At 59.7% G+C, this 17,233-nt stretch carries 14 protein-coding genes; 7 read left to right on the forward strand and 7 right to left on the reverse strand.

Annotation, left to right across the window (positions count from 1 at the left end; genetic code table 11):
• The first annotated feature begins 197 nt into the window (after positions 1-197).
• Together HX875_RS24230 and HX875_RS24235 are read left to right on the forward strand one after the other, a co-directional pair.
• Positions 198-824 (forward strand): response regulator transcription factor, encoded by a 627-nt coding sequence (locus tag HX875_RS24230; protein WP_177046313.1) that lies wholly within the window; start codon positions 198-200, stop codon positions 822-824.
• 8 nt (positions 825-832) lie between these two features.
• Positions 833-4,465: a transporter substrate-binding domain-containing protein gene (locus HX875_RS24235; RefSeq protein ID WP_177046314.1), complete on the forward strand. Its 3,633-nt coding sequence runs from the start codon at positions 833-835 to the stop codon at positions 4,463-4,465.
• Positions 4,466-4,502: 37 nt separating this feature from the next.
• On the opposite strand, the gene HX875_RS24240 is transcribed toward HX875_RS24235, so the two are convergent.
• Positions 4,503-4,985, reverse strand: coding sequence for a GAF domain-containing protein (locus tag HX875_RS24240; RefSeq protein WP_010176138.1), 483 nt, complete (start codon positions 4,983-4,985; stop codon positions 4,503-4,505).
• Positions 4,982-5,872, reverse strand: coding sequence for an ATP-binding protein (locus HX875_RS24245; protein ID WP_177046316.1), 891 nt, complete (start codon positions 5,870-5,872; stop codon positions 4,982-4,984). Before HX875_RS24245 ends, HX875_RS24240 begins: the two co-directional genes overlap by 4 nt.
• A gap of 167 nt (positions 5,873-6,039) precedes the next feature.
• Here HX875_RS24245 and HX875_RS24250 point away from each other — a divergent pair, with 167 nt between their 5' ends.
• Complete coding sequence (locus HX875_RS24250) at positions 6,040-8,349, forward strand: hybrid sensor histidine kinase/response regulator (protein WP_177046338.1); 2,310 nt, start codon at positions 6,040-6,042, stop codon at positions 8,347-8,349.
• On the opposite strand, the gene HX875_RS24255 is transcribed toward HX875_RS24250, so the two are convergent.
• From HX875_RS24255 to msrB, 3 genes are all read right to left on the reverse strand, one after another.
• Positions 8,333-8,785 (reverse strand): MarR family winged helix-turn-helix transcriptional regulator, encoded by a 453-nt coding sequence (locus tag HX875_RS24255; protein ID WP_177046318.1) that lies wholly within the window; start codon positions 8,783-8,785, stop codon positions 8,333-8,335. The genes HX875_RS24250 and HX875_RS24255 overlap by 17 nt on opposite strands.
• A complete protein-coding gene (locus HX875_RS24260) occupies positions 8,782-9,267 on the reverse strand; it encodes a glutathione peroxidase (RefSeq protein WP_177046320.1) in 486 nt (161 codons plus the stop codon). Before HX875_RS24260 ends, HX875_RS24255 begins: the two co-directional genes overlap by 4 nt.
• 132 nt (positions 9,268-9,399) lie before the next feature.
• Entirely contained in the window at positions 9,400-9,792 is a 393-nt protein-coding gene (gene msrB, locus HX875_RS24265; protein ID WP_177046322.1) for a peptide-methionine (R)-S-oxide reductase MsrB, read from the reverse strand.
• Positions 9,793-9,994: 202 nt separating this feature from the next.
• Between msrB and HX875_RS24270 the strand changes: the two genes are divergently transcribed.
• Together HX875_RS24270 and htpX are read left to right on the forward strand one after the other, a co-directional pair.
• Entirely contained in the window at positions 9,995-11,206 is a 1,212-nt protein-coding gene (locus HX875_RS24270) for a pyridoxal phosphate-dependent aminotransferase (RefSeq protein ID WP_063032067.1), read from the forward strand.
• Between the two features lie 314 nt (positions 11,207-11,520).
• Positions 11,521-12,408 carry a protease HtpX gene (gene htpX, locus HX875_RS24275; RefSeq protein WP_003209055.1) on the forward strand — a complete coding sequence of 296 codons (888 nt, stop codon included), beginning with the start codon at positions 11,521-11,523 and terminating at the stop codon, positions 12,406-12,408.
• 50 nt (positions 12,409-12,458) lie between these two features.
• Here htpX and HX875_RS24280 read toward each other — a convergent pair whose 3' ends face one another.
• Complete coding sequence (locus HX875_RS24280) at positions 12,459-13,115, reverse strand: thiopurine S-methyltransferase (protein ID WP_177046325.1); 657 nt, start codon at positions 13,113-13,115, stop codon at positions 12,459-12,461.
• A 102-nt stretch (positions 13,116-13,217) separates the two neighbouring features.
• On the opposite strand from HX875_RS24280, the gene HX875_RS24285 reads away from it, so the two are divergent.
• Positions 13,218-13,985 carry a DODA-type extradiol aromatic ring-opening family dioxygenase gene (locus HX875_RS24285; RefSeq protein WP_177046326.1) on the forward strand — a complete coding sequence of 256 codons (768 nt, stop codon included), beginning with the start codon at positions 13,218-13,220 and terminating at the stop codon, positions 13,983-13,985.
• Positions 13,986-14,054: 69 nt separating this feature from the next.
• On the opposite strand, the gene HX875_RS24290 is transcribed toward HX875_RS24285, so the two are convergent.
• Positions 14,055-15,728, reverse strand: coding sequence for a DEAD/DEAH box helicase (locus tag HX875_RS24290; protein WP_003209050.1), 1,674 nt, complete (start codon positions 15,726-15,728; stop codon positions 14,055-14,057).
• Positions 15,729-16,151: 423 nt separating this feature from the next.
• Here HX875_RS24290 and HX875_RS24295 point away from each other — a divergent pair, with 423 nt between their 5' ends.
• A complete protein-coding gene (locus HX875_RS24295; RefSeq protein ID WP_177046328.1) occupies positions 16,152-16,943 on the forward strand; it encodes a crotonase/enoyl-CoA hydratase family protein in 792 nt (263 codons plus the stop codon).
• Positions 16,944-17,233: the final 290 nt, after the last annotated feature.

Here is a 17,233-nt window from a genome sequence, read left to right on the forward strand (position 1 = left end):
CACTGCCGTCGACTTTTAAATTCTACCCACGCAAAATTCTCACGCCAAAACAACAAACACCCTGCGAAGCGTAATCCTTTGCTTTTTTTAATGTAGGAACATTCTTGTTTTACGTTTGTTCCACGTTCGGTTCATCCTCCTTCATTGCCATGTGGGCTAATGTGCCGACTTTATTTGCGCTTGTATGGAATTTGATCATGAACTCAGTTTTTATTATCGACGACCACCCTGTTATCCGGCTTGCCATTCGAATGTTGTTGGAACATGAAGGCTATAAAGTAGTGGGTGAAGCCGACAACGGTTGTGATGCAATACAAATGGTCAAGGAATGTCAGCCGGACCTGATCATCCTTGATATCGGTATTCCAAAACTCGACGGCCTGGAAGTGTTGTGCCGGTTCAACGCAATGAGCACGCCCACCAAGACGCTGATCCTGACGGCTCAGACGCCCAAGCTCTTTGCCACACGGTGCATGCGCTCCGGCGCCGATGGTTATGTGTGCAAGGAAGGAGACCTGAGTGAGCTGCTCAGTGCCATCAGGGCAGTCTTGTCCGGTTACAACTACTTTCCGAGCCAGGCCCTTAACGGCAACAGCAATGAAACAGATTGCAATGAAGAGCTTGAACTTTTCAAAATAGTGAATGATCGCGAACTCATGGTATTACAACTTTTTGCACAAGGCCGGACAAACAAGGAAATAGCCAAAGGCATGTTCCTCAGTAACAAAACCGTAAGCACTTACAAAAAAAGGCTCATGCAAAAACTAAAAGCCAAATCCTTGGTAGAACTTATCGAGATGGCAAAACGTAACGCGCTAGTGTGAGAAATCGGATGCCCAGGCGTATAAAGGACTATCTAATCATTTTGAGCATCGGGGTATGCCTCAGCACGGCCGTGGCTGGCGAACAAACGGTTCCCGAGCAATACGCACTGCTGGGGCGTGCCGGTGCGGTTCAACTGGACACCCCGCTGAATAAGACACAACGCCAGTGGCTGCAGAACAAGCGGGACCTGATACTGGGCACCTCCGGGCCAGACTACCCGCCCTTCGACATCACCTCCAGCGGGCGAGACTATGAAGGGCTGACTGCCGATTACGCCGGCCTGGTGGCCAGGACCCTGGCGATACCGTTGAAGGTGCTGCGCTATTCCTCCCGGGAGGCAGCGATCCAGGCGCTGGAAAACGGCGAGATCGACTTTCTTGGCTCATCCAACGGCTTTGAAGCGGCGAATCCCGACATTGTCCTGTCATTGCCCTATGCGGTGGATCAGCCGGTACTGGTCACTCGTGAAGGTGAGCGTCGCAACCTGGGTGACGGCCTGGCAGGCCTGCGCCTGAGCCTTGTCTACCACTACCTGCCCATGGACGAAGTGCAAGCGTTGTATCCAAAAGCAACCATCCATGCCTACCCGTCCTATCAAAATGCATTGAATGCGGTGGCATTCGACCAGGCCGACGTCTTCCTGGGCGACACCATTTCCACCCACTACATGATCAACAAGGGCTACCTCAGAAATATCCGCATGGCCAACTTCGGCAAGCACGAGGCCAATGGCTTCAGCTTCGCCTTGCGCAAGGACCAGCCCATTCTCCTGAGCATCGTCGATTCGGTGCTCGATGGCGTATCGACCTATGAACGCGACAGCATCGCCAAACGCTGGAGCGCCGGCAGCGACATCCTGCTGACGGACCGCAAGCTGCAGTTGACCCAGCGCGAAGAACGCTGGCTTCGGGACCACCCGGTGGTCAAAGTCGTCGTCAACGAAACCTTCGCACCGCTGACCTTCTTTGACAACGACGGCAACTTCCGGGGCGTCACCGCCGACCTGCTGGAGCTGATCCGGCTACGAACCGGCCTGCGCTTCGAGATTCAACACATGCGTGATCTCACCAGCATGATTGACCAGGTCAATTCCGGCGCCGCCGACATCATCGGAGCAATCACGCCCAGCACCGGCCGCGAGTCCCACCTGAACTTCAGCCGCCCTTACCTGGAAAACTCCTATGTACTGCTGACACGCAAGGAAGCCGGTGCACCCACAAGCCTTCAAGAGATGACAGGCAAGCGCCTGGCAATCACCCAAGGCAATCCGCTGGAGAGGTTTCTACGGCAGGAATTTGCCCAGATAACCCTCGTCGAAACAGGTGACACCTTCAAGGCATCGGAATTGTTGGCACAGGGACAGGTGGACGGTGCTGTGAACCCCTTGGTGATCGCCAACTATCTGCTTTCGTCTCCGGCATTCCAGGACAAATTGCAGATCAGTTCCAGCATCGGCACGTTGCCTGCGACGTTTGCCCTGGCGACGTCACGCCACGCCGTCGAGCTGAGTTCGATCCTGGACAAGGCGTTGCTGAGTATTGCCCCGGATGAGATGACGGCGATCAACAGCCGTTGGCGTGGCTACAACGCGGCGTCTGATGGCTATTGGCGCAACTATCACCGCCTGATTGCCCAGATCATCATCGGCACAGGGCTGCTCCTGTTGATTTCCCTGACGTGGAACGGCTATCTGCAGCGCCAGATCAAACACCGGAAACTGGCCGAGCGCGCCCTGAGCGACCAGTTCGAGTTCATGCGGGCGCTGGTCAACGAGACCCCGCATCCCATCTACGTACGTGACCACAACGGCTTCTTGCAGACCTGCAACGACAGCTATCTGCAAACCTTCGACGTCAAGCGTGAAGACGTCATCGGCAAAAGCATTACCCAGATGGGCATGGCCCTCGAGACGGAGGCGGCTCAGTACCATACCGACTATCAACAGGTCGTGGCCGAAGGCAAACCGTTGATCCTTGATCGCACCCTGCACGTTCATGGAAAAAAACTCACGATCTATCACTGGATTCTTCCTTACCGCGACTCCATGGGCGAGGTCCAGGGCATCATTGGCGGCTGGATCGATATCAGCGAGCGGCGCCAGTTGTTCGATGAACTGCGCGCCGCCAAGGAACGCGCCGACGAGGCCAACCGGGCGAAAAGCACATTCCTGGCCACCATGAGCCATGAAATCCGCACGCCGATGAACGCCGTGATCGGCATGCTGGAGTTGACACTCAAGCGTGCCGACCAGGGCCACCTGGATCGCCCTGCCATCGAGGTGGCCTACAACTCGGCCAAGGACCTGCTGGAGCTGATCGGCGACATCCTGGACATCGCCCGTATCGAATCCGGTCGCCTGAGCCTGGCCCCGGAGCGGGTCAACCTGCGGGAGGTGATCGAGTCGGTGGTCCGCGTATTCGATGGCCTGGCACGCCAGAAAACCCTGAGCCTGGTGCTGGAGTTCGCCCCCGATGTGGACGACACCGACGTACTGATCGACCCCTTGCGGTTCAAGCAGGTGCTGTCGAACCTGGTGAGCAATGCGATCAAGTTCACTGAACGCGGGCAGGTGAAAATCAAGGTACAACTGAAGGCCACCGGGCAACCCCAACAGATCGAGATGAAACTGGTGGTGGAGGACACCGGCATCGGGATCAATCGCGAAGACCAGCGGCGCCTGTTCGAGCCTTTTGCCCAAGCCGACAATTCCGGGCACCTGGCCAGGAGTGGCGCCGGCCTGGGCCTGGTGATTTGTCGCAGCCTGTGCACGATGATGGGCGGGCAATTGAGCCTGAGCAGCGTGCCCATGGTGGGCACCCAGGTCCACGTCAGCCTGAAGATGCCCAGCCTGCAACCGCTCAAGGCCGTCGACAAACTGGAGCCGGCCGCGACCACCCCTGCGCCGGTTCTCAATGTACTGGTGGTGGACGACCATCCCGCAAACCGCCTGCTCATGTGCCAGCAACTGGGCTTCCTGGGGCATCAGTTCACCGCCGCCCATCATGGCGCTGCGGGGTTCCAGGCATGGCGAGAAGCGCACTTCGACCTGGTGATTGCCGACTGCAACATGCCGATCATGAACGGCTACGAGTTGAGTCGTTCCATTCGCGAGTATGAGCAGCGTGAGCAAAAAACACCCTGCGTGATACTTGGTTTCACCGCCAATGCCCAACCTGAGGAGAAACAACGCTGTTTCGATGCAGGCATGAATGATTGCCTGTTCAAACCCATCAGCCTCACTGCGCTGGAGGAGCACCTGGCGCAAGTCGATCCGCTACCCACCCGTAACGTGTTTACCCTTCAAAGCCTGGATGCGATGACGGGCGGCGATCCACAGCTGAGCCGGCGCCTGCTTGAAGAACTGTTGAGCAGCAGCCGCAATGACCGGGTAGAGCTGATGGCCATGCTGGTCCGACAAGCCGCCTACCAGGACCTGATCGAGCAGGCACACAAGATCAAGGGCGCTGCCAGGATCATCCAGGCCGATAACCTGGCTGGGCAATGCGAAACCCTCGAACAGGCCTGTGGCCAAGGCGAGAATCGACACGTTATCGAGGCGGGCATCAAGGCCATGGAGAAATCCATGCTTGAGCTGGAGAGGATGCTGCAGATGCAACTGGACGTCCTGGACCGTCTGTAGGAGCGAGCTTGCTCGCTCCTACAGGAGGCTCACCCCATCAGCAATCGGTCAACCGCAGGAAAATCGCAGCCAACTGCTCGATGCCGGCCTGGTCCTGCGGGGTAAACCGCGACAGCGACGGACTGTCCAGGTCCAGTACACCGATCAGGCGCCCTTCCTTGACCAGCGGAACCACCAGTTCGCTGTTCGACGCGCTGTCACAAGCGATATGCCCCGGGAATGCGTGCACGTCTTCCACCCGCTGGGTTTGCCGCGAGGCCGCCGCCGCGCCGCAAACACCGCGGCCAAACGGAATACGCACACAGGCGATCTGCCCCTGGAAAGGCCCGAGCACCAACTCTTCATTACGGTTGAGGTAGAAGCCCGCCCAGTTCAAATCGTCCAGCTGGTTGAACAGGAACGCGGAAAACTGCGCGGCATTGGCAATGAAATCGCGCTCATCCGCCAGCAAGGATTCCAGCTGTGCATGGAGCATGGCGTAGCCATCAAGGCCGGTTCCGGCCTGTTGCAAATCGATCATGGTTGACGCTCCAGCAATTTGAGGCCCACCCAATAGCGGGCGAACTGATAGGCACAACGGCCATTGCGATTGCCGCGGCCGGTGGCCCAGCGCACCGCGAGAATGTCCAGCTCTTCATCGCGCTGCCATTGCAAACCGGCCTTGCTCGCCAACTCACCGATCCAGTGCTCGACCACATCCAGGAAGTGCTCTTGGTTGAACGGGTAAAACGACAGCCACAGGCCGAACCGGTCAGACAGGGCAATCTTGTCCTCAACCGCTTCGTTGGGGTGCAGTTCACCGTCTATGTTCTTCCAGTTTTCATTATCGCTCTGGTTCTCGGGCACCAGGTGACGACGGTTGGAGGTGGCATACAACAGGACGTTTTCCGGTGCCTGCTCCAGGGAGCCATCGAGCACGCTCTTGAGCACACGGTAATCGCTCTCGCCGGCTTCAAAGGACAGGTCATCACAGAACAGCACAAACCGCTGTGGCAATTTGATCAGTTGCTCGACCACCCGTGGCAAGTCCGCCAGGTGATCGCGCTCGATCTCGATCAGGCGCAAACCGGCCTTGGCATGCTGGGCCAACAAGGCGCGTACCATGGACGACTTACCCGTGCCGCGCGAGCCCCAGAGCAATGCATGGTTGGCCGGCAGGCCGTCGAGAAACTGTTGAGTGTTACGGGCCAACTGCTCGCGCTGTTTATCCACACCGATCAGGTCGGACAGGCGCATGTCCAGGCTGACTTCCAGCGGCAGCAAAAAGCCGCTGCGGCCTTCGCGCTGCCAGCGGGCAGCCAGGCAATGGTCCCAGTCAACGGCTTCACGGGGGGCAGGCAAAAGGGGTTCCAGGCGAGCAAGTACCGCGTCGGCACGCTCAAGAAAGGCATTCAATCGAGAATCCACGACTATTCCTCTGGCAAGTTCTTGTAAAAGATGGCGTATTGGCAACCCTGAGGCAGACCGTGCAGGGCTGCACCGAATAAAGTCGATTCGTGCCGGGCAAGTTCGAGCCTGTGGATGTTCAGCTATGCTTGCCGGGCGAAAGGAAACGTAAAGTGGTACAGCACCCGATGGATATCAAGTTCGCCCACCGCTTGTCTTATAAACAAGCCAGACTGACAGTGCTGGTCGGATTCGTCTTGGGAACCTTGCTCAGCCTGATACAGATTGGGATTGATTATGCCAGCGAAGACGCTTCCATCAACCGGGAAATACGTGCGCTGATTGAAATCAGCCATAACCCGGCTTCGCGCATCGCCTATAACATCGACGCCGAACTGGCTCAGGAACTGACCCTGGGACTGCTGCACTCCCCTGCCATCACCCGTGCACAACTGGTCGACAACAACGGTTTGGTACTGGCCGATGTGAATCGCCCGCGCAAGGAAAGCACCTACCGCCCCATCAGCGATTTCCTGTTTGGCGCCAACCGCCAATTCGAAGACCGGTTGTACCTCACCCACATGCCCAATGACGCCCTCGGTGTATTGCGGCTTGACGTCGATACCTACGCATTCGGCAGCCGCTTCCTGCGCCGCGCCGAGATCACTCTGCTCAACGGCTTTGCCCGCAGCCTGCTGCTCACCGGGATTCTACTGGCGCTGTTCTACGTGATGCTGACCAAGCCGCTGGTGCGGATTATTCGCGAGCTGAGCTCCCGCAAGCACGAGCGCCTCGACTGCCCGCCGGGGCACGAACATGACGAGATCGGGGTGCTGGTCAACGTCGCCAATCAACAGTTTGAAACCATGGAGACGGAAATCCAGCAACGTCGGCACGCCGAGAACCGCCTGACTGAATACCTCGGGCAACTGGAAGACATCGTTTCCGCGCGCACCACCGAGCTCAAGGCCATCAATCATCGACTGACGCTGTCGAACGACGAACTGGAAGCGGCGAAGATGACGGCCCTCGCCATGGCCCAGGCACGGGCAGCATTCCTGGCCAACATGAGCCATGAAATCCGTACGCCGCTCAACGGTCTGTTGGGGATGATCGCGCTGTCCCTCGACAGCCCGCTGAACGCCGAGCAACGCCAGCAACTGTCGATCGCCCATGACTCGGGCAAAGTGCTGGTGGAGCTGCTCAACGATATCCTCGACCTGTCCAAGTTCGACGCGGGCCAGCTGGAACTGGAAAGTATCCCGTTCGACCTCGGCGCACTGGTGGAAGACACCGCCAACCTGCTCTCGCAAAACGCCGCGCCCAGCGTGGAATTGACGTGTTTGATCGACCCGCAGTTTCCCGCCCAGGTGCTGGGCGACCCGACGCGGGTACGGCAGATTGTCAGCAACCTGCTGTCCAACGCCCTGAAGTTCACGCGTTTTGGCCGGGTGGACGTGCGCCTCAGCGCGCAGGCCGACCGGGTCAGGATCGAGGTGTGTGACACCGGTATCGGGATCGCCCAGGACGCCCAGGTGAAGATCTTCCAGCCATTCACCCAAGCTGGTGCGGGCATCACTCGCCAATTTGGCGGGACCGGACTGGGCCTGGCGTTGACCCATAACCTCTGCGAGGCCATGAAGGGCCGCCTGAGCATCAGCTCCGAGGCCGGCTTTGGCAGCCAGTTCTGCGCCGACCTGCCATTGCCGACGCATTTGCCGGCGACGCGCCAGACACCGTTGTCGGGCGACGTGATCGCAATCACCAGCACCAACAGCGGCCTGGCGGAACTGCTCGGCAGCCTCCTGCCAAGCTGGGGGCTGGCGCCGCGCGTCTACTCCATCGAAGATGACTTGACCGGGCAGACCCCGGACCTGTTGATCACCGATTGCCCCGAGTGCCTGTTTCGCCTGCGCCCGACGATCACCGCGCCGATCCTGCTGGTGACTGCCTACGGCAACTTCATGCCCAGTGAAGAGGTCGCCGCCCTGGCGCCTTTGCAGCAACAAGCCCGGCCGCTGAGCCGCACGGCGCTGTACCAGATTCTGCAACGCAACTTGCGCACCGATCCAGACCTGGTCCTTGACCTGATCCAACTGGAAACCGCCCCCCTCGCCCATCGGGCGCGCATCCTGCTGGTGGAGGACAACCCGGTCAATCAACTGGTGGCCAAGGGCATGCTCGGCAAGCTCGGCTGCGAGGTGATCGTCGCGGCCCATGGTGGCGAAGCCCTCAAGCTGCTTGAAGAACAAAGCTTCCACATGGTGTTGATGGACTGCAACATGCCGGTGATGGATGGCTATGAAGCCAGCCGGCAGATCCGCCGCAGCGGACGCTGGCCGGACTTGCCGATTGTGGCCCTGACCGCCAACGCCATGTCCGAGGAACGCGAGCGTTGCCGGGCGGCGGGCATGAATGACTACCTGGCCAAGCCGTTTCGCCGCGAAGAACTCAAGGCCTTGCTCGACCTGTGGGTGCCGACTACGACAAGCCTTTGATCTGGCGTAATAGCTCGTCCAGGCCGTCACGCAGGGCATCGGCCTGGTTCAGGTCAACCCCGCTGTCGCACAGCAGCCGTGCCTTCAGCGGTTGCACCCGGTCGCGCAGGATGCGGCCTTCATCGGTCAGGCTCAGGTGCACTTCCCGCTCATCCAGCGCACTGCGCTGACGCCTCACCAGGGCAAGCTGCTCCAGGCGCTTGAGCAGCGGCGTCAGCGTGCCGGAATCCAGCAACAGACGCTCGCCCAAGGCCTTGACCGTGGGCTGCGGCATAGCTGCATCCTGCCATTCCCACAGCACCAGCATCACCAGATATTGCGGGTAGGTCAGGCCCAACTGGTCGAGCATCGGCTTATAGGCCCGGGTCACTGCGCGTGAGGCGGCGTACAGCTTGAAGCACAGTTGGTCGTCGAGGGCCAGGGACAGGTCGGTCATTTGAGCAGGGCTTCAATCTCTTGGGTCAGGTCCTGGGGCTTGGTAGTGGGGGCGAAACGCTTGACTACCTTGCCGTCGCGTCCGATCAGGAACTTGGTGAAGTTCCACTTGATGCCCTTGGAACCCAGCAAACCCGGGGCCTGCTTTTTTAGCTGCACGAACAACGGGTGGGCGTCGCCGCCATTGACGTCGATCTTCTTGAACAGCGGGAAACTGACACCGAAGTTCAGCTCGCAAAATTCCGAAATGGCGCCTTCGTTGCCCGGCTCCTGCTTGCCGAACTGGTTGCAGGGAAAACCCAACACCACCAGGCCCTGGTCCTTGTAGTGCTGCCAGAGTTCCTCGAGCCCCTTGTATTGCGGGGTGAAGCCGCACTTGCTGGCGGTATTGACCACCAGAATCGCCTTGCCGGCGAAATCGGCCAAGGTCTTTTGCTCACCCTTGATGGTGGTGCAAGGGATGCTCAGCAGGTTGTCGCTCATGGCAGTGCCTCGAAAGAAATGGGAAGAACTGAAAGATAGTAGGCAATTTAATTGTGTGCAATTGAATTGCCCGGACTTATAGCTGGGTATAACGGCCCCTGCGGGCGCGAAGGCCCGCAGAAGGCGTACGGTCTAGCGCGGTACCAGGTCCAGGCACACCGAGTTGATGCAATAACGCAGGCCGGTGGGCGGCGGGCCGTCCGGGAACACATGGCCCAGGTGCGCATCGCACTTGGCGCAGGTGACTTCGGTACGGATCATGCCATGGCTGATGTCGCGAATCTCGACCATCGCCTGCTCGGCAATCGGCTCGTAGAAGCTGGGCCAGCCGCAGCCGGAGTCAAACTTCGCGTTGGAATCGAACAGCGGCTCATTGCAGCAGATGCAGTGGTACACGCCGTCGGTCTTGGTGCCGTTGTACTTGCCGCTGAACGGTCGCTCGGTGCCCTTGAGACGGCACACGTTGTACTGCTCCGGGTCGAGCATGGCTTTCCATTCATCAACGGTTTTCTGCAACTTTTCCATCGGTACACCTCGGCAACTGAAAAAGCCTGATCTGTGTCTTTTCCATGGATCAGGCGGCACGTATGATTGCGCCTCTTCAAAACGCCAGTCTGGCACCCGCGTAACCGGCATTCAAACGTATTTATGGGTCAGGCCAACGCAGGATTCTCAGCACGGTAGTCTTCACACCGTCTGGATCGTTCATTTTCAGGATCACATCGCCATGCAGGTCAGCAAATCGAACAAGCTCGCCAACGTCTGCTACGACATTCGCGGCCCGGTGCTCAAGCACGCCAAACGCCTGGAAGAGGAAGGCCATCGCATCCTCAAGCTGAACATTGGCAACCCGGCACCCTTTGGTTTCGAAGCGCCGGACGAAATCCTCCAGGACGTGATCCGCAACCTGCCTACCGCCCAGGGCTACAGCGACTCCAAAGGCCTGTTCAGTGCCCGCAAGGCGGTGATGCAGTACTACCAGCAAAAGCAGGTTGAAGGTGTCGGCATCGAAGACATCTACCTGGGCAACGGCGTGTCCGAACTGATCGTCATGTCCATGCAGGCCCTGCTCAACAATGGCGACGAAGTGCTGGTACCGGCGCCCGACTACCCGCTGTGGACCGCCGCCGTAACCCTGGCCGGCGGCCACCCGGTGCATTACCTGTGTGACGAGGGCGCCGACTGGTTCCCGGACCTGGCCGACATCAAGGCCAAGATCACCCCGAACACCAAGGCCCTGGTAATCATCAACCCGAACAACCCGACCGGCGCGGTGTATTCCAAAGAAGTACTGCTGGGCATGCTCGAACTGGCCCGCCAGCACAACCTGGTGGTGTTCTCCGACGAGATCTACGACAAAATCCTCTATGACGATGCCGTGCACATCTGCACCGCCTCCCTGGCGCCGGACCTGTTGTGCCTGACCTTCAACGGCCTGTCGAAATCCTATCGGGTGGCGGGTTTCCGCTCCGGCTGGATCGCGATTTCCGGTCCCAAGCACAATGCCCAGAGCTATATCGAAGGCATCGACATGCTGGCCAACATGCGCCTGTGTGCCAACGTGCCAAGCCAGCACGCCATCCAGACCGCACTGGGCGGCTACCAGAGCATCAATGACCTGGTGCTGCCACAAGGCCGCCTGCTGGAGCAGCGCAACCGTACCTGGGAACTGCTGAACGCGATTCCGGGTGTCAGCTGCGTCAAGCCCATGGGCGCGCTGTACGCCTTCCCGCGGATCGACCCCAAAGTGTGCCCGATCCTCAACGATGAGAAGTTCGTGCTCGACCTGCTGCTGTCGGAAAAGCTGCTGGTGGTCCAGGGCACGGCGTTCAACTGGCCGTGGCCGGATCACTTCCGAGTGGTCACCTTGCCGCGGGTGGATGACCTGGAAATGGCCATCGGTCGTATCGGCAACTTCCTGAAGTCCTATCGCCAGTAACGGGCATTGCGCTGTACGGCCCACCCGCGGTCGTACAGCGATTATCTGGCAACACTTCTTTGCCCTGCGCGGGCCCCTTCGCCTTTTACACTCACCGGTTCCCCCCCTGTTCGGGCATCACCCTATAATTACAGGGCGGCAAGGGAGTGGAGCGAGACGCCCGTGCCGTCCCGGGTGTCGGAAATTCCCTTCAAGGCTCTACATTCAGGCTGTAGGACACAGTTTGAAATAGTCCCTCGGTTGAATAGCCCCATGCCGCACCTTATATACCCCGCAGTACGCGACATATTAAGCATGAGGAGAATTCTACAACCATGATGCGCATTCTGCTGTTCTTGGCCACTAACCTGGCGGTCGTGCTGATTGCCAGCATCACGCTGAGCCTTTTCGGCTTCAATGGGATCATGGCGGCCAACGGGGTTGATCTGAACCTCAATCAGCTGCTGATCTTCTGTGCGGTCTTTGGTTTTGCCGGTTCGATTTTCTCGCTGTTCATCTCCAAGTGGATGGCGAAGATGAGCACCAGCACCCAGATCATCACCCAGCCACGTACCCGGCATGAGCAATGGCTGCTGCAAACCGTCGAGCAACTGTCCCGCGAAGCCGGGATCAAGATGCCCGAAGTCGGGATTTTCCCGGCCTATGAAGCCAACGCTTTCGCCACCGGCTGGAACAAGAACGATGCACTGGTGGCGGTCAGCCAGGGCTTGCTGGAGCGGTTCTCGCCCGACGAAATCAAGGCGGTGCTGGCCCACGAGATCGGCCACGTGGCCAACGGTGACATGGTCACCCTGGCACTGGTCCAGGGCGTGGTGAACACCTTCGTGATGTTCTTCGCGCGGATCATCGGCAACTTCGTCGACAAGGTGATCTTCAAGAACGAACAGGGCCAGGGCATGGCCTACTACGTGGCGACCATCTTCGCCGAACTGGTGCTGGGCTTCCTGGCCAGCTCGATCGTGATGTGGTTCTCGCGCAAACGGGAGTTTCGCGCAGACGAAGCCGGTGCTCGCCTGGCCGGTACCGGCGCGATGATCAGCGCCCTGCAACACCTGCGCTCCGAACAGGGCTTGCCGGTGCACATGCCGAACACCCTGACGGCCTTTGGCATCAACGGTGGTATCAAGCAGGGCATGGCTCGCCTGTTCATGAGCCACCCGCCGCTGGAAGAGCGGATTGACGCACTGCGTCGTCGCGGCTGATAGCGACAAAAAAAGGGGCGATTCAATCGCCCCTTTTTTGTGGGCGCGATTCAGCCTTTGGCCAGGCGATACACCCGCTCGTCCAGGCGCGTGACGCCATCCTGAACAAACTTCCAGCTGCCCCCCAGGATGTCCTGCTCCTCCAGCACATCCAGTCTCCACTGCCCGCCAAGCAGCAGCCTCACCTCGTCGTCACTCACCGCAAACGGCGGGCCGGCTTTCTGCGATTGTTCATAGTCGAGGGTGATCAACAGGCCTCGGCTGCCTTCAGCCAGCACCCGGTTCAAATGCGCTGCGTACTGCTCGCGCATCAGCGGCGGCAAGGCAATCAATGCTGCCCGGTCGTATAACGCCGTGCACTCAGTTACTGCTCCAGCATCCAGCGCAAAGAAATCCCCGCACCACAGCTCAATGGCCCCCGCCTGGAAGACCTTGAACGCACCGCGTTGATGGATCTGCGGCGTCAGTCCCTGCTCGCTGAAAAATCCCTCAATGGCCTTTTCCGACAGCTCAACCCCCATCACCCGATGCCCGATGCTCGCCAGCCATGCCAGATCCAGACTCTTGCCACACAACGGCACCAGCACCTGCGCCCCGTTTGACACGCCCAGGCCCGGCCAGTGGCGTAGCAGGTAAGGGTTCACCTCGCTCAGATGAAAGCCTGTCTGATTACGCGCCCAGCGCTCATGCCAAAATCCCGGCTCCATGATTCACCCTGAAAATTCGATCAAATAGCGCTAAAACTTATATTAGATTTAGATCAATGATCTGATTGAAGATGGTCCCATCTTAACCCTCAGGACCCGCTCATGCTCCCCAGCCTGTTTATCTCCCACGGTTCGCCCATGCTTGCCCTGCAACCCGGCGCCAGCGGCCCGGCGCTCAAGCGCCTGGCGGCCGAGCTGCCACGCCCCAAGGCCATTGTGGTGGTCTCGGCGCACTGGGAAAGCCAGGGCCTGCTCGTGACGGGCAGCGCTGCCCCCGAGACCTGGCACGACTTCGGCGGCTTCCCGCGGGAACTGTTTGCCGTGCAATACCCGGCCCCTGGTGACCCACAACTGGCAGCCCGAATCGTGGAACTGCTCAAGGCTGACGGCTTGGAGGCGCGCATTGATGACCAGCGCCCCTTCGACCATGGCACTTGGGTGCCCCTGTCGCTGATGTATCCGGCCGCCGATATCCCGGTGGTGCAGGTATCGTTGCCAAGCCGCATGGGCCCTGCCCTGCAAACCCGCGTCGGCCACGCATTGGCGAGCCTGCGGGAACAAGGCGTGCTGCTGATCGGCTCCGGCAGCATCACCCACAACCTCGGCGAACTGGACTGGCACGCCGGGCCGGAAAGCATCGAGCCATGGGCCCGGGATTTTCGCGATTGGATGGTCAGCAAACTGGCGGCCAACGATGAAGCCGCGCTGCACGACTATCGCCGCCAGGCCCCCCATGCCGTGCGCAGCCATCCCAGCGACGAGCATTTGCTGCCGCTGTATTTCGCCCGGGGCGCAGGCGGTGAATTCAGCGCCGCGCACCAAGGCTTCACCATGGGTGCGCTGGGCATGGACATCTACCGGTTCGCTTAATAGCAGGCAAAAAAAATCCCCGAACCAGTCGGGGATTTTTTATGTTCGATCAATCAGCCCAGGGGCGGATCAATCTTCGCGGTAGCGACGCAGCTTCAACTGCTTACCGGCAACGCGAGTGTCCTTCAGCTTGGTCAGGAGTTTCTCCAGGCCATCTTCCGGCAGCTCCACCAGGGAGAAGCTGTCACGCACCTGGATGCGACCGATCGCTTCACGTGCCAGGCCACCCTCGTTGAGGATAGCGCCCAGCAGGTTCTTGGCGGCGATGCCATCACGCGCGCCCAGCGCGGTACGGCAGCGAGCACGGCCTTCAGCCAGTGGAACCGGAGCACGACGCTCACGATCACCACGGTCTGGACGGTCGCCAGTACGTTCTGGACGATCACCGCGCGGAGCGTTGTTCGGCACCAGTGGACGTTCTTTCTCGATCGCAGCAAGGGTCAGGGCCTGACCGTTGGTCGCCTTGCGCAGCAGGGCTGCAGCCAGGGCACGCGGGGTGCAACCGATATCGGCAGTCAAGCGGTCCAGCAGGTCGCCGTGGGTCGATTCAGCGTCAGCCACCAGCGGCGACAGGCTGTTGGTCAGTTTCTTGATGCGGGCATCGAGAACGGCCTGGGCATCCGGCAGGCGGACTTCGGCAACTTTCTGACCGGTTACACGCTCGATCACTTGCAGCATGCGGCGCTCACGTGGAGTCACCAGCAGCAATGCACGACCTTCGCGACCGGCACGGCCGGTACGGCCGATACGGTGAACGTAGGACTCTGGATCGTAAGGCATGTCAACGTTGAACACGTGGGTGATACGTGGAACGTCGAGGCCACGGGCAGCAACGTCGGTCGCCACAACGATGTCCAGACGGCCATCCTTGAGGGAGTCGATCACGCGCTCACGCTGGTTCTGGGCAATGTCACCGTTCAGCGCAGCGGCTTTGTAGCCTTTGGCTTCCAGGGCACTGGCCAGGTCCAGGGTCGCTTGCTTGGTGCGCACGAACATGATCAGGGCATCGAAGTCTTCGACTTCCAGCAGACTCAATACAGCCGAGGTCTTCTGGTCAGCGTGAACCAACAGGTGAGCCTGTTCGATCGCGGTAACGGTCTGAGTCTTGGTCTGGATCTTCACGTGTTGCGGATCGCGCAGGTGGCGTTCGGCAATGGCACGGATCGACTGTGGCAGGGTAGCCGAGAACAGTACGGTCTGACGGGTGGCTGGCAGCGCCTTGAAGATGACTTCCAGGTCGTCCATGAAGCCCAGCTTGAGCATCTCGTCAGCTTCGTCCAGAACCAGGTGGTTCACGGTCGACAGTACTTTTTCATCGCGACGCAGGTGGTCGCACAGACGGCCCGGAGTGGCGACAACGATCTGTGCGCCGTTACGGATTGCTTTCAGTTGTGGGCCCATAGGCGCGCCGCCGTAAACGGCCACAACGGTAACGCCCGGCATTTGCTTGGCGTAGGTTTCGAAAGCGGTTGCTACTTGCAGCGCCAACTCACGGGTTGGCGCCAGGATCAGGGCTTGCGGCTCGCGCTTGGCAGGATCGATGCAGTGCAGGATTGGCAGGGCGAACGCGGCGGTTTTACCGGTACCGGTTTGCGCTTGGCCAATCATGTCTTGGCCGGCCATGATGATCGGGATCGATTGCTGCTGAATAGCCGAAGGTTCTTCGTAGCCAGTCGCGATGACGGCAGCAAGAATATTCGGGTTAAGATTAAAAGCGGCGAAGCCGCCGGTTTCCTGGGTCATGGGTCTGCCTCTAAGTGCATCCGCAAAGACCCATGCTCCAAAGCTGCGCATGCCGTGTTGAGACTCAAGAGTCGCCCTGGCTGCTTTGTCGGCGGGGATTTGCGAAAACGAATGAATGAAAAAGATTCGTCAAGGAAGAGTCCGCTGTGCGGACGTGCAGCCGAAGCTGACTTCGGGGAATTGCGCTACCTAAACGCGGCCCGGTTAAAGGCCGGCGCGCACTATACCGGAAATCGCTGAAAAAGGGAGCTTTTTTTATCGGAAAACCCAGGTGAACGGCTCTGCATCAAAGGCTTTGCGCATCCAGGCAGCAGGGTCTATTTTTCAAAGGCCCGGCCCTGTTGGTCATGACGCTTAAACGGTTCACCCTTAACAGCGGGCCCTTCGGTCCGAAACCTCCCTTTGCGCCCGAGGGCACACCCCATGAACCAAGCCACCAGCAGCCGCGTCAGCCGTGAACAGCAGGGGCATATCCTGTTGCTGGGCCTGGATCGCGTGGCCAAGCGCAATGCGTTCGACCTGGAACTGCTCAACGAGCTGAGCCTGGCGTATGGTGAATTTGATCGTAATGACGAGGCGCGGGTGGCCATTGTATTTGGGCACGGCGATCATTTTACCGCCGGGCTGGACCTGGCCAATGTGGGCCCGACCATGGCGCAAGGCTGGCAGCCGCCTCTGGGTGGTTGTGATCCGTGGGGTGTTTTTGCGGGGCCCCGGGTGAGCAAGCCGGTGATTGTGGCGGCCCAGGGGTATTGCCTGACCATCGGGATCGAGCTGATGCTGGCGGCGGACATCAACCTGTGTGCCAGTAATACGCGGTTTGCGCAGATGGAAGTGCAGCGTGGGATCTTTCCTTTTGGGGGGGCGACGTTGCGTTTTCATCAGATTGCGGGCTGGGGGAATGCCATGCGTTGGCTGCTCACGGGGGATGAGTTTGATGCCCACGAGGCGCTGCGGTTGGGGTTGGTGCAGGAGGTGATGGCCAGCGAGGATTTGTTGCCTCGGGCGGTGGCGTTGGCGAACCGCATTGCTCAGCAGGCGCCGCTGGGGGTACAGGCCACGCTGATGTCGGCGCGACAGGCCAGGATTGAGGGGGAGACCGCGGCGGCGGCGGGGTTGCCGGTGTTGGTGGAGAAACTGTTGAACAGTGAGGATGCCAAGGAGGGTGTGAGGGCGATGGTCGAGAAGCGGCCCGGGGTGTTCAGGGGGTGTTGATTGGGGGGGCGGGGACATATCCGTTTTTTCGGGTGTTGCTGAAATGGGTTCCGCTCTTACAGCGGCTCACTTTTGAAAAGCGCAAAAGTAAGCAAAACGCTCTTGCCCCACCACTCGGCACCTCGCCTAGGCTCGGTGTGCCCGAACGCAGGCATTACTCCGCGGGCCGCCGCGACGGGGCGTCCCTGCCCCGTCGCGGCTAAACCGGCGTCCTGCCGGTTTACCCGCTCCGTAATACCTGCGTTCGGCCAGCGTGGTTTAACGGGGCGCCTAAGATCAAGATCAAAAGA

Origin of the sequence: Pseudomonas yamanorum, assembly GCF_013386765.1 — a bacterium.
In the GTDB taxonomy this organism is placed as follows: Bacteria; Pseudomonadota; Gammaproteobacteria; order Pseudomonadales; family Pseudomonadaceae; genus Aquipseudomonas; species Aquipseudomonas yamanorum_A.